This is a genomic window from Bailinhaonella thermotolerans (genome assembly GCF_003594875.1).
Taxonomy (GTDB): Bacteria; Actinomycetota; Actinomycetes; order Streptosporangiales; family Streptosporangiaceae; genus Bailinhaonella; species Bailinhaonella thermotolerans.
Map to the genome: position 1 here is coordinate 569,355 of NZ_QZEY01000004.1, position 26,254 is coordinate 595,608.

Consider the following 26,254-nt stretch of genomic DNA (forward strand, 5'->3'; position numbering starts at 1 on the left):
GTCGGGTGGGAGGTCACGAGGGTGGGGGGCCGAGGGCGCGGACGGTCCAGAGGGAGAAGTCGTGGGGGTGGGGGGTGCGGAAGGTGAGACGGATGTGGCGGGCGGGGGTGCCGGGGAGGGGGATCTCCTCTTCTGCGGAGCCGGTGGGGCGGACGAGGGTGGTCTGCCAGGTCTCGCCGTCGTCGGAGAGGTGGATCTCGTACTCGCCGGGGGGTTCGCCGGCCCATTCCAGGGTCACGCGGTTCACCGGGAGCCGGGCGCCCAGGTCCACCTGGAGCCAGGCTTCGCGGGTGGGGCCGGAGGACCAGCGCGTCAGCCGTACGCCGTCGAAGGCGTGGGCGGGGTCGAGGGCGGAGGAGGAGGCCGTGGCGGGGCGGCGGTGGGAGAGCTCGCCGGGCTCCGCCGCGCCGATCGTGCCCCGCACCCGGGTGAGGGAGGGGCCGGGGGCGACGTCGCGCAGGTGGCCCATGAAGGCGGCGTACGGCACGCCCGCCTCGGCGCCGCTCCACATCTTCTGCGCGAGCAGCCCGAACGTGGGCTCGACCAGGCGGTGGACGTCGAGTTCGGTGTACTCGCGGCGGACCAGGTCGTTCCAGACGGCCGACATCGCGCCCTCCAGGAGCGGCTCGCCGGGGGAGACGCTCTGGCCGCCGGGGAACACGTGCGGCTCCCAGTTCTCGTAGAGGTGCCGCCCGTCCAGGCCGTTCCCGTGGTAGTACTTCGCGAACGGGACGATGTACAGCAGGCCGCCGTTGGTGTTGATGAAGCGGTATCCGTCCGCCTTCGCCGCCCGCGGGCCGTACCACTTGTTGCTCCAGGTGTTGATCGTCACGTCGCGGTCGTAGCCGTCCGCGCCGCCGCTCATGGCCGTCGCGCTGCCCCACGCGCGCGGGTGCTTGCCGAGGGAGCGCAGGTGGGCGGCCATGTCGTTGAAGTAGCGGCGGAAGAGCACCGGGTCGCCGCGGTACTCGTCCGCGCCGAAGTGCACGTCGGGGGAGCGGAACCAGGGCGTGAACTCCCCGAAGACCCGCTTCATGAACGCGGTGCTCTCCGGTTTGGCCAGGTCCAGGTGGTCGGAGTTCCCGCCGTTCAGCCCGAGCGAGGGCCGGAACGCGACGAACGCGCGCGCGTGCGCGGGCGCGTCGATCTCGGGGACGAGCGTGACCGCGTGCGCCGCCGCGGTGTCCTCGAAGGAGTCCCAGTCCCGCCGGTCGTACGACCCGTCGGCGGCGGCCAGCCCGGCCAGCCCGGGATCGGCGGTGCGCAGCCGGAACGCGGAGTAGGCCCTGGACCAGTCGCCGCCGGGCGCGCGGATCTCGTTGTCGTTGAGGTGGAGCTGCAGCTCGTTCAGCTTGAACCAGCCCATCATCCGCAGGTAGTCGCGGATGAAGCCCGGCGTGAAGAAGCGCCTGCCCACGTCCAGCATGAACCCCCGCACCCGGTGGCCGGGCCAGTCCAGCGCGGTCCCGGCCGGGATCGAGTCCCGGCCCGGGTCGCGCAGCAGGATCTGGAGCACGCTGCGGGTGCCGTAGTAGACGCCGCGCGCGGTCGGGGCGGTCACGCGCACGCGCTCGCCGGTCACCTCCAGCCGGTACCCCTCCCGCCGGAACCGCTCGCCGCCCGCCGGATGCGCCATCGCCGGGTCGAGGCCGAGCACCAGGTCCCCGCCCGGCCCGGGGATCGCGCGGGCGGCCCGCCCGGTCACCTCCCCGAGCTCGTCCGCGACGCGTCCGGCCAGCGCCCCCAGCCCGGCGTCCTCCGCCGACACCCGCGCCCGCGCGGGCAGCTCGAATCGCCCGCTCCCGCCCGCCCACTCCCGCATCGCCGGCACCACCACCGGCTTCGGCTCCCCCCGTACGGCCGCCGCCGGCCCCGACGGCGAGGCGGCCGCCGACGGTGACGCGGAGACGGCCGCCGACCCGGACGCGGCCGCCGACCCGGACGCGGCCGCCGACCCGGACGCGGGCGCCGACCCCGACCCGGGCGTGGACCCCGACCCGGGCGTGGACCCCGACCCGGGCGTGGACGCCGACCCGGACGCCGGCGCCGACCCGGCCGTGGATGGCGACCCGGCCGCCGCCGGCGGCGCGGTCTCGGACGGCGGCGCGGTCTCGGACGGCGGCGCGGTCGTGGTCGCGGTGGAAGGGCCCGTGGCGGCCCCGGGGGCCAGGGTGGCGAGGACGGCGCCGGCGGCGACCACCCCGCGCCCGGCGAGGGCGATCGCGCCCCCCAAGCGCTCGTTCACGGCGCGAGTATGCGCACAACCTGATCGAAAGGATCAACGAACACGCGGAAGCGCGCACCCAATCATCACGAAACCCTGGAACGCCGCCGACGACGCGAGGGCGAGGAGTGCTCGACGGGTCTCAGGGCCACCTGCCCGGCCCGCCGCCCGCTCAGCCCTCCCAGCCCCCCTCCCGCCTCGTACGGCGCGGCCGGGCGGGGCCGGCGCGCGCCGTACGGGCTCGCGGGCCGCCCGTCAGCCTCCGGCGGCGAGGTAGGCGCCGGTCAGGAGGTGGCCCTTGCCGCCGCCGGCCACGTACACGGCGGAGGCGCCGGGGACCACCGCCAGGGACAGCAGCCGGACCTCCTGGGTCGTCCCCGAGCGCGGCGCGGGCGTGGACGTCCACGCGCCGTCCCGGTAGGCGAGGACGGAGCCGCCGGCCACGTCCCACAGGACTCCGTCGCGGTCGGCCGACAGGCGGCGCGCGCCGCCGAGGCGCTGCGGGTCGGGCAGGTCGGCCCAGGCCGCGCCGTCCCAGCGCTTGAACAGCGGGACGCGCGTCCCGTCGCCGCCGACCGCCTCACCGGACACCACCACGTCCGCGGCCCCGCGCGGCGCGACGGACGTCAGGCGGATGTCCTTCCCGGGCGCCCCCGGCACGTCGACCCGGGACCAGGCGCGGCCGTCGGTGCTGCGCAGCAGGAAGGCGCCCCAGCCGTCGGTGTGCACGCCGGCCGGGGCCGCGAGCGCCCACACGTCGGTCGCGGTCCTGGCGACGATCCGGTGGACGCGCACGCCGGGCACGGCCGAGGACTCCCACCGCCCGCCCGCGCGGCGGTGGACGACCGCGCCGCCGTTCACGCCGTTGACCGCGACCCAGACCCCGTCCGGGCCCGCCTCGACGGCCGGGAACGCGCCCGGGTGCTGGAACGCGAACTCCGGCCGCTCCCAGCCGGCGCCGTTCCAGTGGGTGACGAACGGCGCGTACGGCGTCCCGCCCGCCACCCAGACGTCGTCGGGGGCGGCGGCCTCCAGGGCCGTGACCGTGTGCAGGTCCACGGCGGGGGGCTTGTGGTCGCGCCAGGCCGTCCCGGTCCACTGCCGCAGCACCGGGTTCCCCGTGGGGACGGAGCAGCCCGGGCCGCACCGGAGCGCCTCCACGCCGTGGACCCAGACGTCGCCGGGCGCCGACGCGGAGACCAGCCGCAGTTCGGCCGTGGGGACGAGCGCGGGCGCGTCGAGGACCCGCCACCCGGCGGCCGCCGCGTTCGCCGGGGAGGGCGCCGCCGCGAGCGCGGCGGCCACCAGCGTGCCCGTGAGAAGGGCGATGAGTCGTCTCATGGCGGCCACTATGACGATCATCACACCGGGAGTCTCCGCCCCGGAGCGCCAATGATCGTCTCCCGTTTCGCCGCCGCCGCCAATCCCGGCCGAGAGCGGCGATTCGCCGGTCCGATTCCCGCTTTCCGCCCAGGTCGGAACCCGCTCCGAGGCTCGCGCGCCCCGCGCCGCCGTACGGCCGGGGCGTACGGCGCGGCGGGCGCGGGCGGGCGCCGTACGGCGGGCGGATGGGGGAAGGGCACAACTTTTCCGGCGAGTGGATCATCAAACCGGGCATGCAGACGACATCGAGCCGCGGGTTCGCGGCCATCGCCGCCGGGGTCATCTCGGCCACCTCCCTCCTCGCCGGACCCGCGCAGGCGTTCGCCCCGGGCTCCGCCCCGGCACCCGCCACCGCCTCCGCCAGGACGCCCGTCACCGTTTCCCTCCAGAGCTCGGCGCAGGCGGCCAAGCCGTGCCCGCTGCCGACCAAGGCCGACATCCGCCGGTCGGCGGCGACCGCGGAGGACCGTCCCCCGCGTAAGGGGACGAACGCGCTCAAGGGCGTCCGGGTGGGGTACGTGCCGAAGGGCTTCGTCTCCGGGGGAGTGACGGTCAACCGGCACAAGGGCCTGGTCGAGTACAGCTACACGTGGACGGACGATCGGTCCGATATGGATTACCGGAGGCGGACGCTGTGGGTGCGCGTGGTGTGCGCGCCGAAGGCGACCAAGCTCGACCACCTCCGGAAGACGCCGTTCGACCTGGGGAGCTTCGGGAACGCGCGGCAGGCGACCTACGGAGGCCGTCGCGTGCTGACCCAGTCCGCCGACGGAGCGCTGGGGCACGGCCGCTACCTGGGCTGGGTCGAGCGGCCCGGCACCATCGTCACCGTCCTGGCGAGCCAGCCCCTCGTGCCGCAGCTCAACAAGATCGTCAAGGGCATCCGCCTGCCCTGACCGATCCGCGCCTCCCGCGCCTCCCGCGCGTCCGCCCGTCCCGGCCGCTGACCGCGCCCCGGCGCGTGCGCCCGAGGGCCCCCGCTGAGCCCCCGGCCGCCGTCGGCGCGTTCAGGGAGCCGGGCGGCGGAGCGCGGCGACGCGATCCTCCAGGTCGGGGAGGAGGACCGTGCTCTCCTGCTCGCTGGGATCGGTGCGGGCGATGACGGCCTCGGCGGGCTCGGTCTCGCTGAGGTTGACCGGGAGGTGGGGCACGTCGGCGGGGACGTACACGAACTCGCCGGGCCCCACCTCCTGATAACCCCGCAGGCCCTCGCCGTACCAGACGCCGACCCGGCCCTTGAGCATGTAGATGGCGCTCTCGTGGTGCTCGTGCTTGTGCGCCCGCCCCGCGGCCCCCGCCGGGATCGTCAGCAGGTGCATGCAGATGCCGCGCGACCCCACCGTCTCGGCGGCGATCCCGGAGAAGAACTTCAGATCCTGCTTGCCCTCGTACATCGGGGCCGAGCGCACGATCTTGACCTCGCCCCCGTCACGTGTGTCCCCCATGGCCGTCCCCTTCCCGGCGGAACCGCCGCCAATCGCTCGCACCTCCCGTCACACGCGCCCGTCCCGTCGCCGGGCCCTCTAGTCGCGGGCTTGCGGGCCCGCCCGGGCAGGCTTCCCGGACCGCACCCGGCCGTACGGCGCGACCTGCCCCTTCGGGCGGTCCACTAGCGGCGGACTAGAGCCCCGCAAGCGCCGCCGTGGAACGTGAGCGGCGTGCCAGACCAGGGGCCGGCGCGTCACGAGCGGCCGTCCCCGGGAGCCGAGACGACGGCGGGGAGCCGAGATGACGACAGTCGTCAGTGGCGCGGTCGGACCACGGGACGTGACGACCGCGATGGACGAGGGGCGCGACGACGGCCCCGCCCTGGTGATCCTCAATCCGGGGGCCGGGGCGGAGGCGCTGCGGCGCGTGCTCGCCCGGGAGGGCTGGCGGATCCGCACGGCGTACGTGCCGGACACCGACGGGGACTCCTGCGCGGAGGGCGTCATCGGCCTCCTCTCGGAGCCGGAGAGCCCCGGCCGTGCCGCGCTGCTGGCGTACGGCGTCGCGGCCGCGGCGGCGGCGGAGGTCGCCGACCGCCACCCGGAGCGGGTGACCGCGATCCTGGCCGTGGACCCGCCCGCCCGCGAGGCCGGAGAGCCGGAGCCCTGCTGCCCGGTCCTGACCGTCTCATCGACCGGCGCCGGACCCGGGACCGACACCGACACCGACACCGACACCGACGCCGACACCGACGCCGACACCGACGCCGACACCGGCGCCGACACCGGGGCCGGGGCCGGGGCGGGCGCCGGGGACCTCGTCACGGCCGCCGCGGCCTTCCTGACCGAGGCGGCGGGCCGTACGGCGGAGCCCGCGACGTGCCCGGTGCGGCTGCCGGCGCTGACCCCGGTGCTCCTCAACGACCCCGACGTGATCCGGCGGTTCCGCGAGCTGGGCCCGGTCCACCGCGTGGACGCGCCGGGCGTGGCGACGTCCTGGATCCTGACCGGGCACGCCGCCACGACCGCCGCCCTCGCGGACTCGCGGCTGGCGGGCGAGACGGAGATCACCGCCGGGTTCCGGCCGCAGTCCCCGGCGATCGAGCACCGGGGCGAGCAGGACCTGATCACGATCGGCGCGGCCGAGCACGCCCGGCTGCGCCGCCTCGTCGGCCAGCACCTCACGCCCCGCCGCGTCGAGGCCCTGGCCCCGCGCCTGCGGCGGGAGGTGGACGCCCTGCTCGACGCGATGCCCCGCCACGAGCCCGTGGACCTGGTCGCCGCGTTCGCCCGGCCGTTGCCCGTCATCGTGCTGTGCGAGCTGTTCGGCGTGCCCGCCCGCGACCGGGACTACTTCCACGACTGGCTCGGGGAGCGGCTGCGCCGGACGCCGCCGGACCCCTGCGAAGACGTGGACGACTACCTGCGCGGCCTGATCGCCGAGCGCGCGGAGCGCCCGGCCGACGACCTGCTCGGCTGGATCGTCGAGGCCGAGGGGGACGCCCTGTCCGTGCCTGACCTGGTGGCGGCGGCCCGGTTCCTGATGGTCGGGGGTCACCGCGCCCCGACGGCGCTGCTGGCGAACGGCGTCGCCGCCCTGATGCTGCACCGCGACCAGTGGGACCGGCTCGTGTCCGACCCCGCGCTGGCCGCCCCCGCCGTGGAGGAACTGCTGAGGTTCGTCACGCCGTTCCCGGTCGGGCTCGCCCGCACCGCCGCCCGCCCCGCACAGATCGCGGGCGCGCGCGTCCCCCGGGGTGACCTGGTGGCCGCCTCGCTCGTGGCCGCCAACCGGGACCCGGCGGTCTTCGCCGGCCCCGACGAGTTCGACATCTCCCGGCCGGCGAACCCCCACCTGTCCTTCGGCCACGGCCACCACTACTGCCCCGGCGCGGCCCTGGCCCGGGCCCAGGCCCGGATCGCCGTCGGCGCGCTCGCGGAGCGGTTCCCGCGCCTGGACCTGGCCGGCGGCGCCCTGCACTACCGGCGGAGCCGCGTGCGCTACCTGCTCGAACTGCCGGTCGTCCTCGACCCGCCGTCCCGCTGACCGACGCCCCTCCTCCTCTCCCCTGGGATCCACGATGGACGACGCCTTCCCCCAGCTCCTCGCCTTCTGCCAGGCCGACCCCGTGTTCTTCGAGCGGCTCGACCGCCTGCCCGACGACGCCACCCGCTTCCCCGCCGCGCGCCGCGACCTGCCCGCCGGCTGGAGCTCGTGGGAGGAGAACCTGTGGGTCGTGCTCCGCCCGCCCGGCGCCGCGCTGCCGGAGCAGGGCTGGAAGGTGCACGTGTCCGCGACCGACGCGGACGCCGCCCGGGTCTGCGACCTGGTGCTGGACTTCTGCCTCGCCCGGGACCTGCCGGTGAAGTTCCTCCGCAGCCGGGCCGCCATGCGCCTGCTCAACAGCAAGTACGCCGCCCGGGGGAGCAGCGGCAAGCTGATCACGATCTACCCCGGGGACGAGGAGCGGCTGGCCGGGGTGCTCCCGGCGCTCGCGGACCTGCTGCGCGGGTTCGCCGGGCCGTACATCCTCAGCGACCTGCGCTACGAGGACTCGCCGGTCTACGTGCGCTACGGCGCGTTCCGCCCGATGACCTTCCGGAACGCCGCCGGTGAGACGGTGTACGGCGTCCGCGCCCCGGACGGGCGGCTGGTCCCGGACGAGCGCGGGCCGGTGTTCCGCGTGCCGGAGTGGGTCACCGTGCCCGAGGTGCTGCGCGAGTCCGTCGCCCGGCTCGGGACCGCCGACGACGGCGAGTTCCCGTACGAGATCGAGCGCCCGCTGCACTTCTCCAACGGCGGCGGGGTGTACCTGGCCAGGGAGAAGGGCTCCGGCGGATACGTCGTCCTGCTGGAGGCGCGCCCGCACGCGGGGCTGGACGCGGCCGGCGTGGACGCCGTGACCCGGCTGGCCCGCGAGCGCGCGATCCTCGACCGGCTGGACGGCCTGGACTGCGTGCCCCGGGTGCTCGGCCACACCGTGGTCTGGGAGCACCACTTCCTCGTCGAGGAGTACATCGAGGGCAAGACCCTGATGGAGGAGGTGTTCGACCGGTATCCGCTGGTCGGGCCGGAGTCCTCGGCCGAGGAGACCGCGGCGTACGTCCGCTGGGCGACCGGGGTGCTGGCGAAGGTGGACCACGCCCTGATGGCGGTGCACGCCCGCGGCGTCCGGTTCAACGACCTGCACCCCGGCAACGTGATCGTCCGGCCCGACGGCCGCGTCGCCCTCATCGACTTCGAGATCGCCTGCGACCTGGACGACCCGGACTCGCCCGGCCTCGGCGCCCCGGGGTTCATCGCCCCGGGCGGACTGTCCGGCCGGGCCGCCGACGAGTACGTCATGAACTGCCTGCGCCAGTGGGTGTTCCTGCCGATCAGCCCGCTCCAGGAGCGGGACCCGGCCAAGCTGGCCTCGCTCACCGAGGTCATCGCCGAGCACTTCCCGGTGCCGCCCGGCTTCGGCGCCCGGCTGGTACGGCGGTTCGCCGCCGCCCGCGGGCCCCTCGGCGAGGACACGGCGGGCGGCCTGTTCCGCGGCGGCGAGGCGGACTGGCCGCGGATCCGCGACTCGCTGGTCGCGGGCATCCTCGCGAGCGCGACGCCCGGACGGGACGACCGGCTCTACCCCGGCGACCCCGGGCAGTTCCCGACCGGCGGCATCTCCGTCGCCACCGGCGCCGCCGGGGTGCTCTGGGCGCTGCGCGAGGCCGGCGCGGACATCCCGGAGGAGCACGTGGACTGGCTCGCGGCCGCCGCGCGCCGCGCCGCCGACCCGCGCCCGGGCCTGCTCGACGGGCTCCACGGGGCCGCCGCGGCGCTGGACGCGCTCGGGCGGCGCGACGACGCCCTCGACCTGTTCGACCGCGCCAGGAAACAGCACGCCGACCTGGCCGCGCCCGGGATCCACGGCGGGCTGGCCGGGGCCGGGCTGAGCCTGCTGCACTTCGCCGGGGTCACCGGGGACGAGAGCCTGCGGGCCGAGGCCCTGGACATCGGCGCGCGGCTGGCCCCGCACGCGGAGGACCCGGACCTGGCCCCCTCCCGGGTCGGCCTCGAACACGGGCTGACCGGCGTCGCGCACTACTTCCTCCGCCTGCACGCCGAGACCGGGGAGGACCGGTTCCTCGGCCTGGCCAGGACGGCGCTGCTGCGCGAGATCGACCGGGGCCGGCGGCTGCCCGACGGCACCTTCCAGCTCCTTGAGGACAACCGGTACCTCAGCTACCTCGGCACCGGCAGCGCCGGGCTGGCCCTGGTCCTGGCCCGGTACCTCGCGCTGCGGGACGAGCCCGGCTTCGCGGAGGTCGTGGACGGGGCGCGCCGCGCCTGCCGCGCGCCGTTCATCCGCCACCCCGTCCTGCTCATGGGGCGGGCGGGCGCCATCGCCGCGCTCGCCCTGCTGGGCCGGGCCGAGGACCGGGACACCGTGCGCGACCACGTGCGGCGGCTGTCCTGGCACGCCCTGTCCTACCGGGGGCACCTGGCCTTCCCCGGCAACCAGCTCCTGCGGCTGTCCATGGACCTGGCGACGGGATCCGCGGGGATCCTGGCCGCCCTGAACGTCGTGTCCGACCCGGGCGCGTCGATCATCCCGCTCCTCGACCTGCGGCCCGACGCGGGCGGGGAGAAGGAGAGGAGGTGAACAAGATGGCCTACGTACTCCAGCTCCAGGCGCTCGACGCCGGCGAGGGGCGCGCGGCGCACCCGTGCTACAGCCACGTCACGTCGTACAACAACACCGCCTGCAAGACCGTCGCCACCACCAGCTAAGACGGTGCGGCGCGGCGCCGGGCCCCCGCCCGGCGCCCGGACCGGCCCGGGAGCGCCCGTCGCGCTCCCGGGCCGGTCGCCCGAAGACATCCGGACATCCCTGTGAGGAATCCCGTGGACACCCAGCGCGTCCCGCCCCCGGCCCCGCCCGGCGCCGCCGAGCCGTCCCCCGGCCGGATCGCCCCCTCAGCCGCCGCTCCCGTCGCGGCGGAGGCCGCCGGCGACGGCCCCGTCTGGCGGGCGCTGCTGGGCTACCTGCGGCCGTCGTGGCGCTGGCTCGTCGCGGGCGGGCTGCTGAGCCTGCTCACGGGGGCCGTCGGGCTGACGCTCCCGCTGGCGGCCAGGGAGCTCGTGGGCGACCTCGGCGCGGACCGGCCGCTGGCCGGCGCGCTGGCCACGATGACCGCGCTCGTCGTGATCACCGCCGCGCTCGGGCCGCTGGGGGAGTACGTGCTCCGCCGCACCGGGGAGTCGATCGTGCTCACGGCCCGCCGCAGGCTGGTCTCCCACCTGCTGCGGCTGCGGATCCCGGCCGCCGACCAGACCGAGCCGGGGGACCTCATGACCCGGGTCACCTCCGACACCACGCTGCTGCGCCAGGTCGCCACCGACTCGCTGGTCGGCACCGTCACCGGGGGCCTGACGCTCCTCGCCTCGGTCGCGCTGATGGCGGTCCTCGACCCCGTGCTGCTGGCGATCACCCTCGGCGTGCTGGCCCTGTCCGGGGCCGTCGTCCGCCTGGTCATGTCCCGCGTGAGCCGGGCCAGCGCCGCCGTTCAGGAGTCGGTGGGGGCGATGGGCGCCGCCCTGGAGCGCGTCCTCGGGGCGCTGCGCACGGTGAAGGCGTCCGGGGCCGAGCACCGCGAGGAGGCCGCGGTCCACGGCGCCGCCGAGGACTCGTGGCGGGCCGGCGTGCACGCCGCCAAGTGGCTCTCCCTCGCCGGGCACACCGCCGAGCTCACCCTCCAGATCGCCTTCTTCACCGTGCTCGCGGTGGGCGGGGCCCGGGTCGCCGCCGGGGCGATCGACGTGGGCACGCTGATCGCGTTCCTGATGTACGTCTACTACCTCGTGCTGCCGCTCCAGCAGCTCGTCGGCGCGGCCGGGCAGTACCAGGTCGGGGCCGCCGCCGTCGCCCGGATCCGGGCGGCCGAGCGGCTGCCCGCCGAGCCCGCGGGCCCGGCCGTGCCGCTCCCCGCGCCGGGCGCGCCCCCGGCCGCGCTGGAGTTCCGCGACGTGCGCTTCCGGTACGGCCCCGAGCTGCCGCCCGTGCACCGCGGGCTGACGTTCGCGGTCCCGGCGCGCGGCATGACGGCGTTCGTCGGCCCGTCGGGGGCGGGCAAGACGACCGTGTTCTCCCTCATCGAGCGGTTCTACGAGCCCGGCTCGGGCACGATCCTGCTCGACGGGCGCGACCTCGCGGACTGGGACGTCGCCGAGCTGCGGGCCGCGATCGGGTACGTCGAGCAGGACGCGCCGGTCCTGTCCGGCTCCCTCCGCGACAACCTGCTGCTCGGCCACCCCGGCGCCTCCGATCACGAGCTGCGGCGGGTCCTGCGGACGGCCCGGCTCGACGGGCTCGTGGCGCGGCTGCCCGCCGGCCTGGACAGCCTGGTCGGCCACCGGGGCACGAAGCTCTCCGGGGGCGAGCGCCAGCGCGTGGCCATCGCCCGCGCGCTCCTGCGCCGCCCCCGCCTCCTGCTGCTCGACGAGGCCACCTCGCAGCTCGACGCGGTCAACGAGGCGGCGCTGCGCGACACCGTGGCCGAGGCCGCCCGGACGACGACCGTGCTGGTCGTGGCGCACCGGCTGTCCACCGTCACCCTGGCCGACCGGATCGTGGTCGTGGACGGCGGCGTCGCCCGCGCCGTCGGCACCCACGCCGAGCTGGTCGCCGCCGACCCGCTGTACGCCGAGCTCGCCGCCACCCAGTTCCTCGCCGCCGCCCCCTGACGCGCCCGCCCCGAAGGAGCCCGCCATGGACACCCCGGACACCCTGGACACCCCGGACACCCCGGGTATCCCCGACCGCCCGCTGGAGGTCATCTGGGACGTCACGTACGCGTGCCCGCTGCGCTGCGTCCACTGCTACTCGGAGTCCGGCCGCCGCCCGTCGCGCCAGCTCGCCCGCGACGACCTGCTGCGCGTCGCCGACGCGATCATCGCCATGCGGCCGTACGGCGTCTCGCTGGCGGGCGGGGAGCCCCTCCTCGTGCGCGGCGTCCTGGAGGTGGCCCGGCGGCTGACGGCGGCGGGCGTCCACGTCGCGCTCTTCACCGGCGGGTGGTCGCTGCGCCCGGAGACGGCGGCGGAGCTGTTCGAGACCTGCTCCAGCGTGAGCGTCAGCCTCGACGGCGCCACCGCCGGGGTCCACGACCGCATCCGGGGCCGGCGCGGCTCGTTCGACCGCGCGATGAACGCCCTGGGGGTGCTGGACGAGGCCGCGCGGGCCCGTCCCGGGGACGACCGGCCCGCCTTCGGCGTGGACTGCGTCGTGATGCGGAGCAACCTCCACCAGGTCGCGGACCTGTGCACCGAGATCGCCCCGCGGTTCCCCGCGCTGGGGCACCTGTCCTTCGGGGCCGTGGTCCCCGAGGGCCTGGCCAGCCGCCCCGGGTTCGCCGAGCACGAGCTGCTCGCCGACGACCAGGTCGCGGCCCTGGGCGACCCGGCGTACGGCGAGCGCCTGCGCTCCCTGGCGCCGCCCGGCGTCCAGGTGAGCGTGACGGACAACCTCGCGCTCCAGATGCGCCCCGACCTGATCCGCCGGGGCGTGTTCTTCCCGGCCCTGCAGATCGAGCCGGACGGCGCCGCCCGCGCGATGCCCGCCTACGAGGGCACGGTCGGGAACGTCCTCACCGACCCCCCGTCCGTCCTGTGGCGGCGGGCGGTCGAGCGCTGGAGCCACCCGATCGTCGTCGAGACGCTGACCCCCGTGCGCACGATGGCGCAGTGGGCCGAGGCGACCCGGCGCATCGACCGGCACTTCGCGTCCGGGGCCGACCGCGACCGGCTCGCCCGCCGCCCCGACTTCACGCCGTCCCTCCCCGCCGCCCGGGGCTGAGGCCGTACCGGGCGGCGGGGAGCGGGGCGCCGGAGCGGCGCCCCGCGGGACCGTCAGGCGCGGGCCATCTGCCGGTCGTCCTCGGCCTGGAGCTCGTCCAGGTCCGTGCTGATCACCGCCGTGGGGAGGGCGTCGGGCAGCTCGTCCTCGATGTGGCGGAGGCGGCGGATCCGGGGCCCGATGACGCCCCACAGCGTGAGCAGCACGCCGGAGGCGGCCAGGAGCACCCCGATCGCCGGGCCGGTGCCCTTCCCGGTGAGCGACTGGGCCCAGGCCGTGAGCGGCGCCGCGGTGAGGTACCCGATGGGCGTCATCGCGGTGGCCAGCATCTGGTTCGTCGCCAGGACGCGGCCCTGGAGCTCCATCCTGACCTTGAGCTGGATGATGGACAGCCAGTGCGCGTTGATCACGCTGCTGGCGCCCCAGCGCAGGGCCAGGCCGATCGCGACCAGCGGGAGCCAGGCCGCCGCGCCCGCCAGACCGGCGACGACGGTGGCCACGCCCGCGACGGCGACGAAGCCGACCATGCCGTCGGCCAGGCGGCGGGTGCCGCCCCAGACCATCATGACGACGCTGCCGAGCACGGCCCCGACGCCGCCCACCGCCGTCACCACGCCCAGGTCCGCGGCGTCCCCGAGGGAGAGCACCATCGGGGAGACCACGGCGAGCGTGAGCGCGGTGAAGTAGTTGACGACCATGAAGTACCCGGCCATCACCATCAGCGGGGGACGCCGCGTGAAGTACCGCCACCCGCCGGCCACCGCCGCCCGGAACGTCTCCTCGCGCCGCCGGAACATCCGGTCCGGGATGCGCACGGTGAGCAGCGAGACGAACGCGAGCACGAACGTCAGCACGTCCGCGCCGATGACGACCGGGAGCCCGGCGAGCGCGACCAGCGCGCCGCCGGCCAGGGGGGCGATCAGGTTGCCCAGGCCCAGGCCCGCCTGGGCGAGCGCGTTGGCCTGCGGCAGGTACGGCTTGGGCACGAGCTGGGCGATCGCCGCCAGGTACGCCGGGCGGTGGAACGCCGTCACGATCGAGGTCAGCGTGACGATCGCGCAGACCACCGGGAACGTCAGCCCGTCCAGCCACAGCAGCGCGGCCACGAGGGTCATGCCGAGCCCGTTGAGCGCGTCGCAGACCAGCATGACCTTCCGCCGGTCGAACCGGTCCGCCACCGCCCCGCCGACCGGGCCCATGAGCACGGTCGGGAGCAGCGCCAGCATCGTGATCAGCGCGAAGTCGAAGACCGCGCCGTTCTGCTGGAAGGTCCACACGCCGAGGCCGAAGGAGCTGAGCGAGCTGCCGACCATCGAGGCGAGCTGCCCGAACGCCACCGTGTAGAACCCGCGCAGGCCCCGCGGCTCAGGAGCCACGGGATCGGGCTCGGCCGGCGCCTCGGGCGGGCCGGAGTCCTTCCAGCGTTCGAGCGCCGCCGACACGTGCCCGGCGAGCTCGTCCGGCTGGTGCCGCAGGAAGTAGTGCCCGGCGTTCGGGATCACCGCCAGCTCGACGTGGTGGGCGAACGCCGTCCACTCGCGGTGGCGCTCCTCGTACAGCTCGGTCGCGCGGTCGGCGCCGCCGACGATCACCAGGACCGGCGCGCGCAGCCGCCGCCGCCGCGGGTCGGACAGCCGCCGGGTGAACCAGGCCTGCGCCTGCCGGGCGTCGTGCCGGAGCGCGGCCACGGCCGTCTCGACCGCCGGGCCCTCCAGGTCCTCGGGCAGGCCGCCCATCGCGCGCAGCACGTCGCGGTAGGCGCGGTCGGACAGCCACCGGTCGGCGGGCAGCCGCCGGTTGATCCACGCCGACAGCTTCCCGGGGAGCCGGGCCGTGGGGAAGCTGCCGCCCAGGAACACCCCGGTGACCTCGACGCCGGTCTCCTCCAGGCGCAGCGCGAGCGCCGTGGCCAGCGCCGTGCCGACGCAGTGGCCGTACACCGAGATGGGGCCGTTCTCGCGCGCGGCCAGCTCGGCCACGCAGCGCTCGACCACCTCCTCCAGCGGCCGCGGCTCCTCGTCGGGCCGGGCCGGGTCGTGGCCGGGGAGTTCGAGCGCGAGCAGTTCCACGCCCTCCGGCAGCTCCTCCGCGAGCGGCCGGTAGACCGCCGCCGAGCCGCCGCCGTACGGCACGCAGACCACGGTCGCCGTCGCCTTCGCGCCCTTCTTCGGCCCGCCCAGGCGGTGCAGCAGCCCGGCCGGCCCGCCCGAGCCGCCGTCCAGGTGGGCGGCCAGCTCGCGCGGCGTCGGGTTGGTGAACAGGTCGATCACCCGCAGCCCGGGGTCGATCTCGTGCACGGCCTTCACCGCGGTGAACGAGTCGCCGCCCAGCGCGAAGAAGTCGTCGGTCGCCCCGACGGAGTCCAGGCCGAGCAGCCGCGCCCAGACCTCCGCGACGCGCGCCTCGGTCTCGGTCTCCGGCGCGACCTGCTCGCCGGGGGCCGCCGGGGCCAGCTCCGCGACCAGCCGCGCGCGGTCCACCTTCCCGTTCGGGTTCAGCGGGAACGCGTCCAGCAGCGTGATCGCCGACGGCACCATGTAGTCCGGCAGCGCCTCGCGCAGCGCCGCCCGCACCTCGTCCGCCGTCAGCGCGCCGTCCGGCACGAGCCAGGCGGCCAGCCGGCGGCCCGTGCCCTCGCCCACCGGCAGCACCACGGCCTCCGACACCCCGGGCAGAGCCCGGCAGACGGCGGCCACCTCGCCCGGCTCGACCCGGTATCCCCGGATCTTCACCTGGTCGTCGACGCGCCCGAGGAACTCGACGTACCCCTCGGCCGTCACCCGAGCCCGGTCGCCGGACCGGTACCACCGGCCGTCCTCCCGCGTGACGTACCGCGGGTCCTCCGGGTGCCCCAGGTACCCGCGCGCCACCTGCGGCCCGCCGAGCCACAGCTCGCCCGCCACGCCGTACGGCAGGGCGCGGCCGGACCGGTCGGCCACGAAGCAGCGGGCGCGCGGCAGCGGCGTGCCCAGCGGCACGTTGGCCGTCGCCCGGGGCGCGGTCGCCGCCGAGCACCCGAGGACCGCGACCGTGGTCTCGGTGGGCCCGTAGTGGACCTGCACCTCCAGCTCCGGCCGCACTTCGGCGATCCGGTCCACCAGCGACCACGGCACGGCCTCGCCCGCGAGCACGAGCACGCGGCGCGGGAGCACCGCCGCGAGGTCGCCGTACGACGCCAGCAGCTCCAGGTGGCTCGGCACGCACTTGAGGAAGTCCACGCCCTCCATCCGGGCGGCGAACGCGGGCGGGTCGGTGGCGGCGTCGCGGTCGATCAGGTGGAGCGCCGCCCCGGTGGTCAGCGCGCCGAACACGTTGAGGATGCCCAGGTCGGCGGCGGCGGTCGAGGCCAGCGCCCACGACCCGAGCGGCCCGGCCGGGGCCAGCCGGGACAGGACCCCGTCGAGGTAGGCGGTGATGTTGCCGTGCTCGACCGCCACCCCCTTCGGCGTGCCCGTGGACCCCGACGTGAAGATCACGTACGCGAGGTCGGCCGGGCCCGTCTCCACGGGATCGTCCCCGGCCACCGCCTCGTCCGGGGCCCAGGGCCGTACGGCGACCGCGTCCTCCGGCAGCCGGGCGGCCAGGTCGTCCGCGCAGACGACGACGCGGGCCCCGGCGGTGGCCAGGACCGACGCGATCCGGTCGGCGGGCGCGGCGTCGTCGATGGGCACGTAGCCCGCGCCCGCCTTCATCACGCCCAGCATCGCCACCGGCAGGTCCCGCGTGCGCTCCATGAGCACCGCCACGCGGTCCCCGCGCTCCACGCCCGCCGCGCGCAGCCTGGCGGCGAGCAGGCGGGCGCGCTCCTCCAGCTCGGCGTACGTGAGCCGCCCGTCGACGGCGACGACCGCGACGGCCTGCGGGCTGGTGACGGCGTGCGCGGAGATGCGCCCGTGCAGCGTCGGGCCCCCGGCGGGCTCCCCGGGCGGGCCGGTCAGCTCGGTGGCCGCGCCCGGGTCCAGCTCCAGCTCGCCGACCGGGCGGGACGGGTCGGCGGTGAGCTGGTCCAGGACCGCCAGGTAGAACCCGGCGATCCGGCGCGCGGTCGCCTCGTCGAACAGCTCGGGCCGGTAGGCCAGCGCCGCCCGGAGCGCCGTGCCGGTGTCGCGCACGGTCCAGCTCAGGTCGAACTTGGCCGTGACCGGCTTCAGCTCCACCGCGTGCGCGTCGAGCCCGGGGAACCCGGTGACGGGGCCGTGCGCGTCGTACACGTTGAGCAGCACCTGCGGCGCGACCGGGGGCATCGGCTCGTCCGCGTGCGCGAACGCGTCGAGCGTGCCCGAGCGCGCCAGCTCCACCAGCTCCGCGCCGGTGAGCTCGTCCGCGACCTCCGTGCGGATGATCAGCGTCTGCAGGAAGCACCCCACCAGGCGCTCGGCCTCGGGGTGCCGCCGGCCCGACTCGGGCACGCCGACGGGGATGTCGGACCCGCCGGACACCCGCGCGAGCATCGCCGACAGGCCCGCGAGCAGCACCATGAACACCGTGGCCCCGCTGGAGGCGGCCAGCTCGCGCACGCGGGCGGCCAGCTCGCCGGGCAGGTCCAGGTCCAGCAGGCCGACCCCGGTCCCGGGCCCGGCCTGCCGCACCCGGTCCACGGGCAGCGCGATCTCGGCGGGCACGCCGTCCAGCCGCTCCGCCCACCAGCCCGCGTCTGCGGCCCGGGCGCGCTGCCACTCGGCCACGTCCGCGAACTGCCGGTCCAGCGGCTCGGGCGCGGGCCGCACCCCGGTCCGCGCGGCGTACAGGTCGGCGAGGTCCCGCAGCAGCACCCCGCGCGACCACGCGTCGCTGGCGATGTGGTGCAGCACCAGCGCCACCACGTGCTCGCGCGGCCCGGCCGTGACGACGGCCGCCCGCATCGGGCACTCCTCGGCCAGCCGGAACGGCCGCCGGGCCAGCCCGGCCACGAACCCGGCCCACGCGGTCTCCTCCAGCGACCCGTCCTCGTACGCCGGGGGCGTGGCCGGGCCGGGCTCCGCGAGGCCGGCCGCGTCGACCACCTCCACGGGGATCTCCGCGGCCGGGCGCACCGCGGCGTACGGCTCGGCGTCGCGGACCTCGACCACCGAGCGCAGCACCTCGTGGCGCTCGGCCAGGTCCGTGATCGCCAGCCGCATCGCCTCCACGTCCAGGCCGCCCTCGAACCGGACCACGATCGGCACGTTGTAGGCGGCGCTGTCGGGGTCCACCTCCCCGGCCAGCCACATCTGCCGCTGGACGGGGGTCAGCGGGACGGGCCCGCCGCCGGTCCGGCGCGGCACGCGGTCCCCGGCGGGCGGCGCCGCCGGGTCGCGGGGGAGCGCGTCGAGCGCGGCGGCCAGCTCTTCGAGCACGGGATGCTCGAAGAGCACCCGCAGCGGGACCGTCATCCGAAGGCCCACGCCGAGTCGGCCGGCCGCGCGCACGGCGGTGAAGGAGTTCCCGCCCAGCGCGAAGAAGTCCGCGTCGGCGGAGACCTCCGCGACCCCGAGCAGTTCCTCCCACACCCCGGCGATCAGCCGCTCGGTGCCGGTCTCCGGCGCGCGCCCGGCGCCGCCGCCCCCGGCGGTCCCGGCCGCCGGGTCCGCCGCGAGCCCGGCCAGCAGCGCGGCCCGGTCCACCTTGCCGTTGGCGTTCAGCGGCAGCGCGTCCACGGCCAGGATCGACGAGGGCACCATGTAGTCCGGCAGCGCCCGACGCAGGCCCGACCGGACCGCGTCGGCGGGCGCCGTCCCGACGACCCACGCGGCCAGCCGGCGCGCCGCGCCCTCGCCGACCGGCAGCACCACGGCCTCGGCGACCCCGGGCACCTCGCGGCACGCGGCCGCGACCTCGCCCGGCTCGACCCGGTACCCCCGGATCTTCACCTGGTCGTCGGCGCGCCCGAGGAACTCCACGACCCCGTCGCGCCCGATCCGCACCCGGTCCCCGGACCGGTAGTACCGCCCGTCCGGGCGCTCGGCGAACCGCGCGTCGCCGGGCGCCTGGAGGTACCCGCGCGCCACCTGCGGCCCGCCGATCCACAGCTCGCCCGCCACGCCGTACGGCAGGGGCCGCCCGGCCGCGTCGGCCGCGAAGCACCGGACCCCGGGGAACGGCGTGCCCAGCGGCGCCACCGCGCCCCGGCGCGGGACGTCCGCGACCGCGCAGCCGAGCACGGACACGGTGGTCTCCGTCGGTCCGTAGTGGACCTGCACCGCGAGGTCCGGCCGCGCCGCCGCGATCCGGTCGACCAGCGTCCACGGCGTCGCCTCGCCCGCGAGCACCAGCAGCCGCCGCGGCAGCACGTCCGCCAGCTCGCCGTGCGCCGCCAGCAGTTCGAGCTGGCTCGGCACCAGCTTCACCGCGTCGATCTCGTGCCGCCGCAGCCAGTCCGCGTACGCCTCGGGATCGACCGCGACCTCGCGCCCGAGCAGGTGCAGCGCGGCCCCGGTGGTGAGCGCGCCGAACACGTTCAGCAGGCCGAGGTCGGCCGCGAACGTGGAGACCAGGGCGTACGACCGCATCTCCCCGACCCGGGACAGGACCGCGTCCAGGTAGGCGGTCACCTGCCGGTGCTCGACCGCCACCCCCTTCGGCGTCCCCGTGGACCCCGATGTGAAGATCACGTACGCGAGGTCCTCCGCCGTGGCCTCCTCCGTCTCGCCGCCGGCCGTGCCGTCCGCCTCGCCGCCGGCGGCGCCGGAGCCGCCCGGGACGTCCGCGTCGCCGTCCGCGTCGCCGTACGGCGGGGCGGGCGAGAGGCGGGTGACGTGCCCGGGCAGGCGGCCGGCCAGGTCCGGGGCGCAGACCGCGACCTCGATCCCGGCCGCGGCCACGATCGCGGCGATCCGGTCTGCGGGGGCGGCGTCGTCGACGGGGACGTACGCCGCGCCGGCCTTGAGGACGGCGAGCACCGCCACCGGGAGATCGGCGCCGCGTTCCATGAGCAGGGCCACGCGATCGCCCCGGCCCACCCCGGCCGCGCGCAGCCGCGACGCGAGCGCCGCCGCCCGCTCCTCCAGCCCGGCGTACGTCAGCTCGCCGTCCGCGGCGACCACCGCGACGGCCTCCGGCGTGCGGCGGACCTGCTCGGAGATGCGCCCGTGCAGCGTGGGCGCGCCGAGGGCGGGGGCGGGCGGCGCGGCGAGCGCGTCCTCCGCGCCCGGTTCGAGCTCCAGCTCGCCCACCGGCCGGTCCGGGTCCTCCGCGAGCTGGGTGAGCAGCGCGGTGAACCAGCCGGTCAGGCGGGCGGCGGTCTCGGGGGAGTAGAGGCCCGTGCGGTACGCCAGGTGGCCGCGCAGCGCCTCACCGTGATCGTGGAACGTCCACGCCTGGTCGAACTTGGCGGCGACCGGCTTGACCTCGACCGTCCGGGCGGTGAGGCCGGGCAGCCCGGACACCTCCTCGGGGTTCTCGTACACGTTCAGCAGCACGTCGATGAGCGGCGCCGCCGTGCCCGAGCGCTGGGGGCGGACCCGCTCGACCACGCGGTCGAAGGGCGCGTCGGCGTGGCCGAACACGTCCAGCGCCAGCGTGCGCGCCCGGTCCACCAGCTCCCTGCCGGTCAGGCCGCCGTGCACCGACCCGGGCATGACCAGGGTCTCGACCAGGCAGCCGACGACCTTCTCGGCGTCCGGGTGCCGCCGTCCGGCCTCCGGCACGCCGACCAGCACGTCCACGGCCGCGTCCTCGCCGGTCCCCGCCGTGCCCGACACGCGGGCCAGCGTCGCCTGGAGCGCGGCGAGCAGCACCATGAACACGGTCGCGCCGGACTCCGCGGCCAGCGCGCGCACCCGCGCGACGGTCTCGGGGGAGAGGTCCACGTCCACGGAGGAGGCCCGCCAGTCCGCGGGCCCGGGCAGGTCGGGCGGCAGGACGGGCACGGGCGAAAGGCCCGCCAGCCGCTCCTCCCACCAGTCGATCGTGCGCTCGGTCTGCTCCGACGTCGCGCGCGCGTTCGCCCAGGCCGCCACGTCCGCGTACGTCAGGGACGGCTCTGCGGGGGCGTCCCCCCGCCCGGTGTGGAAGCGGTACGCCGCGGCGAGGTCGTCCAGGAGCAGCGGCATCGCCCACGCGTCGATCGCGATGTGGTGCATGTTCAGGAGCAGCGTGTGCTCCCCGGGCGCGGCGGTCAGCAGATGCGCCCGCATCGGGCGCTCCGCCGCCAGGTCGAACGGCCGCAGCACCAGCTCCGTGACGCGGTCCTCCAGCGCCCCGGCGGCGACGTCCTCCACCGCGAGCTCGACGGCCGCGCCGCCCGGCACGGCGTACGGCTCGCCGTCGCGCACCGCGACGACGCCGCCGAACACCTCGTGCCGCCCGGCCACGTCCGCCACGGCCCGCCGCAGCGCGTCCACGTCCAGGTCGCCGCGCAGGTCCAGCCGGAACGGCACGTTGTAGGCCGGGTCGGAGGCGTCCAGCGCCGACGCCAGCCACATGCGCCGCTGCACGGGGGACAGGCGCCAGGGCCCCTCGTCCTCCCGCCGCGGGATCGCCGCCGCCGCCGTCTGGCGGGCCCGCGCGATCCGCTCGCTGAGCAGGTCGCGCATCCGGTCCTCACTCGAGGCGAGGGTCATGACTGGTCCTCCTGTCCGGTCATCTCCGAGATGACCAGTCGTTCCACGGCCGCCGCGTAGTCCGCGAGGACGGGATGGTCGAACAGGGCGCGCACGGTCAGGTCGCAGGCCAGCGCCTCGCGCAGCCGTACCGTCACGCGGGTGGCCAGCAGCGAGGTGCCGCCGAGCGCGAAGAAGTCGTCCCGGGCGCCGACCCGGGGCAGGCCGAAGGTCTCCTGCCAGATCTCGGCCATGAACTCCTGCATGGGCCCCTCGGGCGGTGTGTACGCCGCGGCCTCGGCCTCGACGCCCGCCAGGGCCCGCCGGTCGATCTTGCCGGTGGCGGTGTACGGCAGCGCCTCGTGCGACGCCCACCGGCGCGGCACCATGTAGCCGGGCAGCCGGGCGGCGGCGTACTCCTCCAGCTCGGCGGTCGTCCCCGTCCCGCGCCACACCACGTGGCCGATCAGGTGGGCGTCGGCGCCGGTGGTGGCGACGACGGCGAAGTCGGCGACGGCGGGGTGGCCGCGCACCACGTTGTCCACCTCGCCCAGCTCGATCCGGTAGCCGCGCACCTTGACCTGGCCGTCGGCGCGGCCGACGAAGTCGAGCACGGGCTCGCCGGCCGCGTCGCGGGTCCAGCGCACCACGTCGCCCGTGCGGTACCGCCGCGCCTCCGGGGACTCGGGGTCGGGCACGAACGCGGCCGCCGTCAGGTCGGGCCGGCCCCGGTACCCCACGGCCACGCCCGCCCCGCCGATCCACAGCTCGCCGGGCACGCCGGTGGGGAGCGCCCGGCCGAGGGGGTCCACGACGTACAGGCGCTCGCCGGGCATGGGACGGCCCACGGGCACCGAGTCCCCGACGGGCTCGGTGACCCGGTGGGCGGTGGAGGCCACGGTCGTCTCCGCCGGGCCGTACACGTTCCACACCTCGCCGGAGATGGCGAGGAGGCGGCGCGCGAGCGCGGGGTCGAGGGCCTCGCCCCCGGCCTTGACGCGCATCCCCGGCCGGCCCCGCCAGCCCGACTCCACCATGAGCCGCAGCCGGCTCGGCGTGGTGAGCACCATCGTCACGCCCGCGGAGTCGCACAGCTCGGCGAGGGCGCGGCCGTCGAGGGCGGTCACGGAGTCGGCGATGACGACCCGGGCCCCCGCGGCCAGCGTGGCCCACAGGTCGAACACCGAGGAGTCGAACACCATCGGGGCCGCGGCGAGCACGGCGTCCCCGGCCTTGATGCCGGGGTACTCCGCGTGGGAGGCGACGTAGGCGGCCAGGCCGCGCTGGGTGATCTCGATGCCCTTCGGCCGCCCGGTCGAGCCCGAGGTGAAGATCAGGTAGGCCGGTCCGTCCGGGTCGGCCTCCGGGATCCGCCCGCGCGGCGTCTCCAGCAGCGCCGCGGCGTCCAGCACCTCGGCCCCGCCGATGCCCGCGACCGCCGCGTGGGCCTCCTCGCCGAGCGCGAGCACCCGCAGCACGCCGCCGTCCTCGACGATGGCGTTCATCCGCCCGGCGGGCAGGTCGGCGTCCATCGCGACGTAGGCGGCCCCCGCGCGGATCACGCCGAGCAGCACGGCGGGGAGCCGGTGGTCGCGGGGCAGGCACGCCCCGACCGCCTCGCCCGGCACGACCCCCGCCGCGACCAGGCCGGTCGCGACCCGGGCCGACAGCTCCTCGAGCTCGCCGTAGGTCAGCCGCCCGCCGGCGGACTCGGCGGCGATCCCGTCCCGGTCGTGCTCCAGGATGGCGTCCACGAAGGTCGCCCGGGGGCGCACCTCCGCGCCGGTCCCGGCCGCGCGCAGCGCCGCCAGCTCCTCGCCGGGGACCAGCGGCAGCTCCGAGACCCGGGTGCGCGGGTCGGCCAGGCCGAGTTCGAGGGCGCGCAGCAGGGCGTCGGCCACCCGGCCGGCGTCCTCCTCGGTGAACCGCTCCGTGGCGTACTCGACCAGCAGCTCCGGCCCGTCCGCGCCCGCGTTGACGAGCACCGACATCTCGCCCATGGCGCAGCCGCAGTCCAGCTCGCCCGCCAGCTCCACGCGGATCGGCGCCGCCCCGCCGCCGGGGGACGCCTCCAGCACCACCGGCACGTCCTCGGGCTGCACGGACAGCATCACCGGCGTCGGCACCGCGCCGGGCGGCCGGGGCAGGGCGTCCGACGCCGCCGACCCGACCAGCTCCCGGTGCGCCAGCGCCCCGGTGATCGCCGTGTTCGCCGCGGCGACCAGGTCCCCGAACTCCGGGTCGTCCTCGAACCGCAGCGGGATCGGCACCGTCCCGAACAGCGGTCCCATGACCCGCTCCAGGCCGGGCCGGTCCCGCTCGGCGGCGGTCAGGCCGATCATCGTCTCGGCCCGCCCGCTCAGCCCGCCGGTCACCGTGGCCAGCGCCGCCAGGTGCACGGCGGCGGGAGTCGCGCCGAGCTCCGCCGCCACCCGGCGGATCGCCGCGTCCAGCTCCGGGTCCAGCGGCCGCCGGGCCCGCCTGCCCCGGTGGGTGAGCGACACGCCCTCGCGCCCGAACAGGTCGTGCGGCACGGCGACACCGGCCAGGACCTTCCGCCAGTGGGCGCCCTCGCGCGCCAGCGCCTCCGCCCGGCGCTCCTCCTCGGCCAGCGCGACGTCGCCGAGCTGGATCTCCGGGTCGGGCACGTCCTGCCCGGCGAGACCGGCCGCCAGCTCCTCGATCAGGATCCGGGTCGACCACCCGTCCGCCACGATGTGGTCGCTGATCAGCACCACCTCGGCGGTGTCCTCCCCGGTCCGGAACAGCTCGGCGCGCAGCAGCGGCACGTCGGCGGTCAGGTCGAAGGGGGCGATCCCCGGCCCGCCGAGGCGCAGGATCTCCGCCTCCCGCTCGGCCGGGGCCAGCCCGCGCAGGTCGTGCTCCTCCAGCGGGACCGGCGCGGGCGGGCGCACCCGCATCATGGGCTCCCCGCCGACCGGCTCGATGACGCTGCGCAGCGGCTCGTGGCGGCGCACGATCGCGTCGAGCGCGGCCTGGAAGCGGGCGGGGTCGGCGGTGCCGGTGACCCGCAGGCGCGTGGAGATCAGGGTCGCGCGGGCGTCGGGCGCGATCTGGAGCAGGGCCCAGAACTGGCGCTGCATGTCGGTGAGGGGATACAGGTCGCGGCCGGTGTTCCGGGTCAGGGGCGCGCGGCCCCCGGGCGCCGAGCGCAGGCGGCGGGCCAGGGCCTCCACCGTGGGCTCGGCCAGGAACTCGTGCAGCGGGACCTCGGCCCCGAACTCGCCCGCGGCCCGCGCGACCACGCGCGCCGCCGCCAGCGAGTGCCCGCCCAGCTCGGGGAACCGGTCGTGGACGCCGACCGAGGGCAGGCCCAGCACGTCCGCGACGATCGCGGCGACCCGCCGCTCGTCCTCGTCGCGCGGGGGCGTGCCTGAGCCGGCCGCCGCGGCCGGCCGGACGTCGGCGAGGGCGCGGCGGTCGATCTTGCCGTTGGGGGCCAGCGGGAGCCGGTCGAGCACGGTCACCCGGTCCGGCACCATGTACCCGGGCAGGAGGCCGCGCAGGTACTCCCGCAGCTCCCGCTCCCCGGCCCCCTCGGCCTGCGCGTAGCCCGCGAGCCGCCGGGTGCCGTCCGCGTCGGGCAGCGCCAGCACGGCGGCGGCGGTCACCTTGGGGTGCCCGGCCAGGGCCCGCTCGACCTCGCCCGGCTCCACGCGGTGCCCGCGGATCTTGACCTGGTCGTCGGCCCGCCCGGCGAAGTGGTACATGTCCCCGTCGAACCGCACCAGGTCGCCGGTCCGGTAGAAGCGCCCGCCGGGCTCCTCGCGGAACCGGTCGTCGTCCGGGCGGTTCAGGTAGCCGCGCGCGACCACCGGGCCGCCCACCCACAGCTCGCCCGTCTCGCCCTCGGGCACCTCCCTGCCGTCCGCGTCCCGCACGCTCAGCACCGCGCCGGCGATCGGCCGGCCGATGGGCGGGTCGCCCGCGCCGTCCCGCGGGATCACGCAGGCCACGCACTGGATCGTGCACTCGGTGGGCCCGTACAGGTTGAACACCCGCTCCACCTGCGGGTGCGCGTAGATGTCGGCGATCAGCTCCGCCCAGGCCGGCTCCGCGCCCGAGTGGACCAGGCGGGTGCGCGGCGGCAGCGGGCCGGTGCGCAGCAGCGCCGACAGCACCGACGGCGGGCCGCCGAGCGCGGTCACCTCGTCCCGCGCGGGCAGGTGCGGCAGCGCGAGCAGGTTGTCGGCCAGGATCACCGTGCCGCCGCACAGGAGCGGCGCGAAGATCTCCATCACCGAGGGGTCGAAGCAGATCGAGGTCGAGGCGAGGTTCCCGGCCAGCGCCTCGGGCCCCCAGGTCTCCACGAGCCAGGAGAGCTGGTTCAGCACGCTCCGGTGCTCCAGGGCCACGCCCTTGGGCCGCCCGGTCGAGCCCGAGGTGTAGATCACGTACGCCAGGGAGTCCTCGGGCACCGCCGTACCGGGGTCGTGTCCCGGGGAGTCCGCGTCGTCGATCCCCGCGAGGATCACCCGCGCCTCGGCCGGCGGCTTCAGTCCCGGCCGGGTGATCACGGTCTTCAGCCCGCTGTCGGCCGCCATCAGGCGCAGCCGTTCGGAGGGATAGGCCGGGTCCAGCGGCACGTAGGCCGCCCCGGCCTTGAGAACGCCGAGCAGGGCGGGGAGAAGGTGCTCTCCACGGTCGAGGAGCACGCCCACCGGCTCCTCGCGGCCCACGCCGTCGCGTAGCAGGGTGTGCGCGATCCGATTCGCGCGCACTTCCGTCTCCTTGTAGGAGACTCGCAGGTCACCGGCTATATAGGCGATCGCATCAGGTGTGCGCGCCGCCTGCGCCGTCATCGCCGCATGAATGGTCACGGGCGCCGACCATAGACAGCAT

At 76.7% G+C, this 26,254-nt stretch carries 11 protein-coding genes; 6 read left to right on the top strand and 5 right to left on the bottom strand.

Annotation, left to right across the window (positions count from 1 at the left end; genetic code table 11):
* Positions 1-13 precede the first annotated feature (13 nt).
* The gene (locus D5H75_RS15010) at positions 14-2,245 is read right to left on the bottom strand and encodes a family 20 glycosylhydrolase (RefSeq protein WP_202638157.1); all 2,232 of its coding nucleotides are present in this window, start codon (positions 2,243-2,245) and stop codon (positions 14-16) included.
* Positions 2,246-2,479: 234 nt separating this feature from the next.
* Positions 2,480-3,565: a hypothetical protein gene (locus D5H75_RS15015; RefSeq protein WP_147425150.1), complete on the bottom strand. Its 1,086-nt coding sequence runs from the start codon at positions 3,563-3,565 to the stop codon at positions 2,480-2,482.
* Positions 3,566-3,840: 275 nt separating this feature from the next.
* Here D5H75_RS15015 and D5H75_RS15020 point away from each other — a divergent pair, with 275 nt between their 5' ends.
* A complete protein-coding gene (locus D5H75_RS15020; protein ID WP_242454245.1) occupies positions 3,841-4,503 on the top strand; it encodes a hypothetical protein in 663 nt (220 codons plus the stop codon).
* A 111-nt stretch (positions 4,504-4,614) separates the two neighbouring features.
* On the opposite strand, the gene D5H75_RS15025 is transcribed toward D5H75_RS15020, so the two are convergent.
* Complete coding sequence (locus D5H75_RS15025; protein WP_119927025.1) at positions 4,615-5,052, bottom strand: cupin domain-containing protein; 438 nt, start codon at positions 5,050-5,052, stop codon at positions 4,615-4,617.
* A 283-nt stretch (positions 5,053-5,335) separates the two neighbouring features.
* Here D5H75_RS15025 and D5H75_RS15030 point away from each other — a divergent pair, with 283 nt between their 5' ends.
* The 5 genes from D5H75_RS15030 (at position 5,336) to D5H75_RS15045 (ending at position 12,872) form a co-directional block, all read left to right on the top strand.
* Positions 5,336-7,081: a cytochrome P450 gene (locus D5H75_RS15030; protein WP_147425151.1), complete on the top strand. Its 1,746-nt coding sequence runs from the start codon at positions 5,336-5,338 to the stop codon at positions 7,079-7,081.
* A 34-nt stretch (positions 7,082-7,115) separates the two neighbouring features.
* Positions 7,116-9,680 (top strand): class III lanthionine synthetase LanKC, encoded by a 2,565-nt coding sequence (gene lanKC, locus D5H75_RS15035; RefSeq protein WP_119927027.1) that lies wholly within the window; start codon positions 7,116-7,118, stop codon positions 9,678-9,680.
* Positions 9,677-9,808, top strand: coding sequence for a hypothetical protein (locus tag D5H75_RS44100; protein ID WP_277949941.1), 132 nt, complete (start codon positions 9,677-9,679; stop codon positions 9,806-9,808). Before lanKC ends, D5H75_RS44100 begins: the two co-directional genes overlap by 4 nt.
* 114 nt (positions 9,809-9,922) lie before the next feature.
* Complete coding sequence (locus D5H75_RS15040) at positions 9,923-11,761, top strand: ABC transporter ATP-binding protein (RefSeq protein WP_202638158.1); 1,839 nt, start codon at positions 9,923-9,925, stop codon at positions 11,759-11,761.
* Between the two features lie 25 nt (positions 11,762-11,786).
* Positions 11,787-12,872, top strand: a complete 1,086-nt coding sequence (locus tag D5H75_RS15045; RefSeq protein ID WP_119927028.1) for a radical SAM protein — start codon at positions 11,787-11,789, stop codon at positions 12,870-12,872.
* Positions 12,873-12,925: 53 nt separating this feature from the next.
* Here the strand turns inward: D5H75_RS15045 and D5H75_RS15050 are convergent, their stop codons facing one another.
* Entirely contained in the window at positions 12,926-21,412 is an 8,487-nt protein-coding gene (locus D5H75_RS15050) for a non-ribosomal peptide synthetase/MFS transporter (RefSeq protein WP_119927029.1), read from the bottom strand.
* The gene (locus tag D5H75_RS15055; protein ID WP_147425152.1) at positions 21,409-26,232 is read right to left on the bottom strand and encodes a non-ribosomal peptide synthetase; all 4,824 of its coding nucleotides are present in this window, start codon (positions 26,230-26,232) and stop codon (positions 21,409-21,411) included. The genes D5H75_RS15050 and D5H75_RS15055 overlap by 4 nt, the downstream gene beginning before the upstream one ends.
* Positions 26,233-26,254: the final 22 nt, after the last annotated feature.

Bases quoted from the DNA above. Each gene is read 5' to 3' on its own strand.
- D5H75_RS15015 (WP_147425150.1), bottom strand. From the start codon at position 3,565: ATGAGACGACTCATCGCCCTTCTCACGGGCACGCTGGTGGCCGCCGCG.
- D5H75_RS15020 (WP_242454245.1), top strand. From the start codon at position 3,841: ATGCAGACGACATCGAGCCGCGGGTTCGCGGCCATCGCCGCCGGGGTC.
- D5H75_RS15025 (WP_119927025.1), bottom strand. From the start codon at position 5,052: ATGGGGGACACACGTGACGGGGGCGAGGTCAAGATCGTGCGCTCGGCC.
- D5H75_RS15030 (WP_147425151.1), top strand. From the start codon at position 5,336: ATGACGACAGTCGTCAGTGGCGCGGTCGGACCACGGGACGTGACGACC.
- lanKC (WP_119927027.1), top strand. From the start codon at position 7,116: ATGGACGACGCCTTCCCCCAGCTCCTCGCCTTCTGCCAGGCCGACCCC.
- D5H75_RS15045 (WP_119927028.1), top strand. From the start codon at position 11,787: ATGGACACCCCGGACACCCTGGACACCCCGGACACCCCGGGTATCCCC.
- D5H75_RS15050 (WP_119927029.1), bottom strand. From the start codon at position 21,412: ATGACCCTCGCCTCGAGTGAGGACCGGATGCGCGACCTGCTCAGCGAG.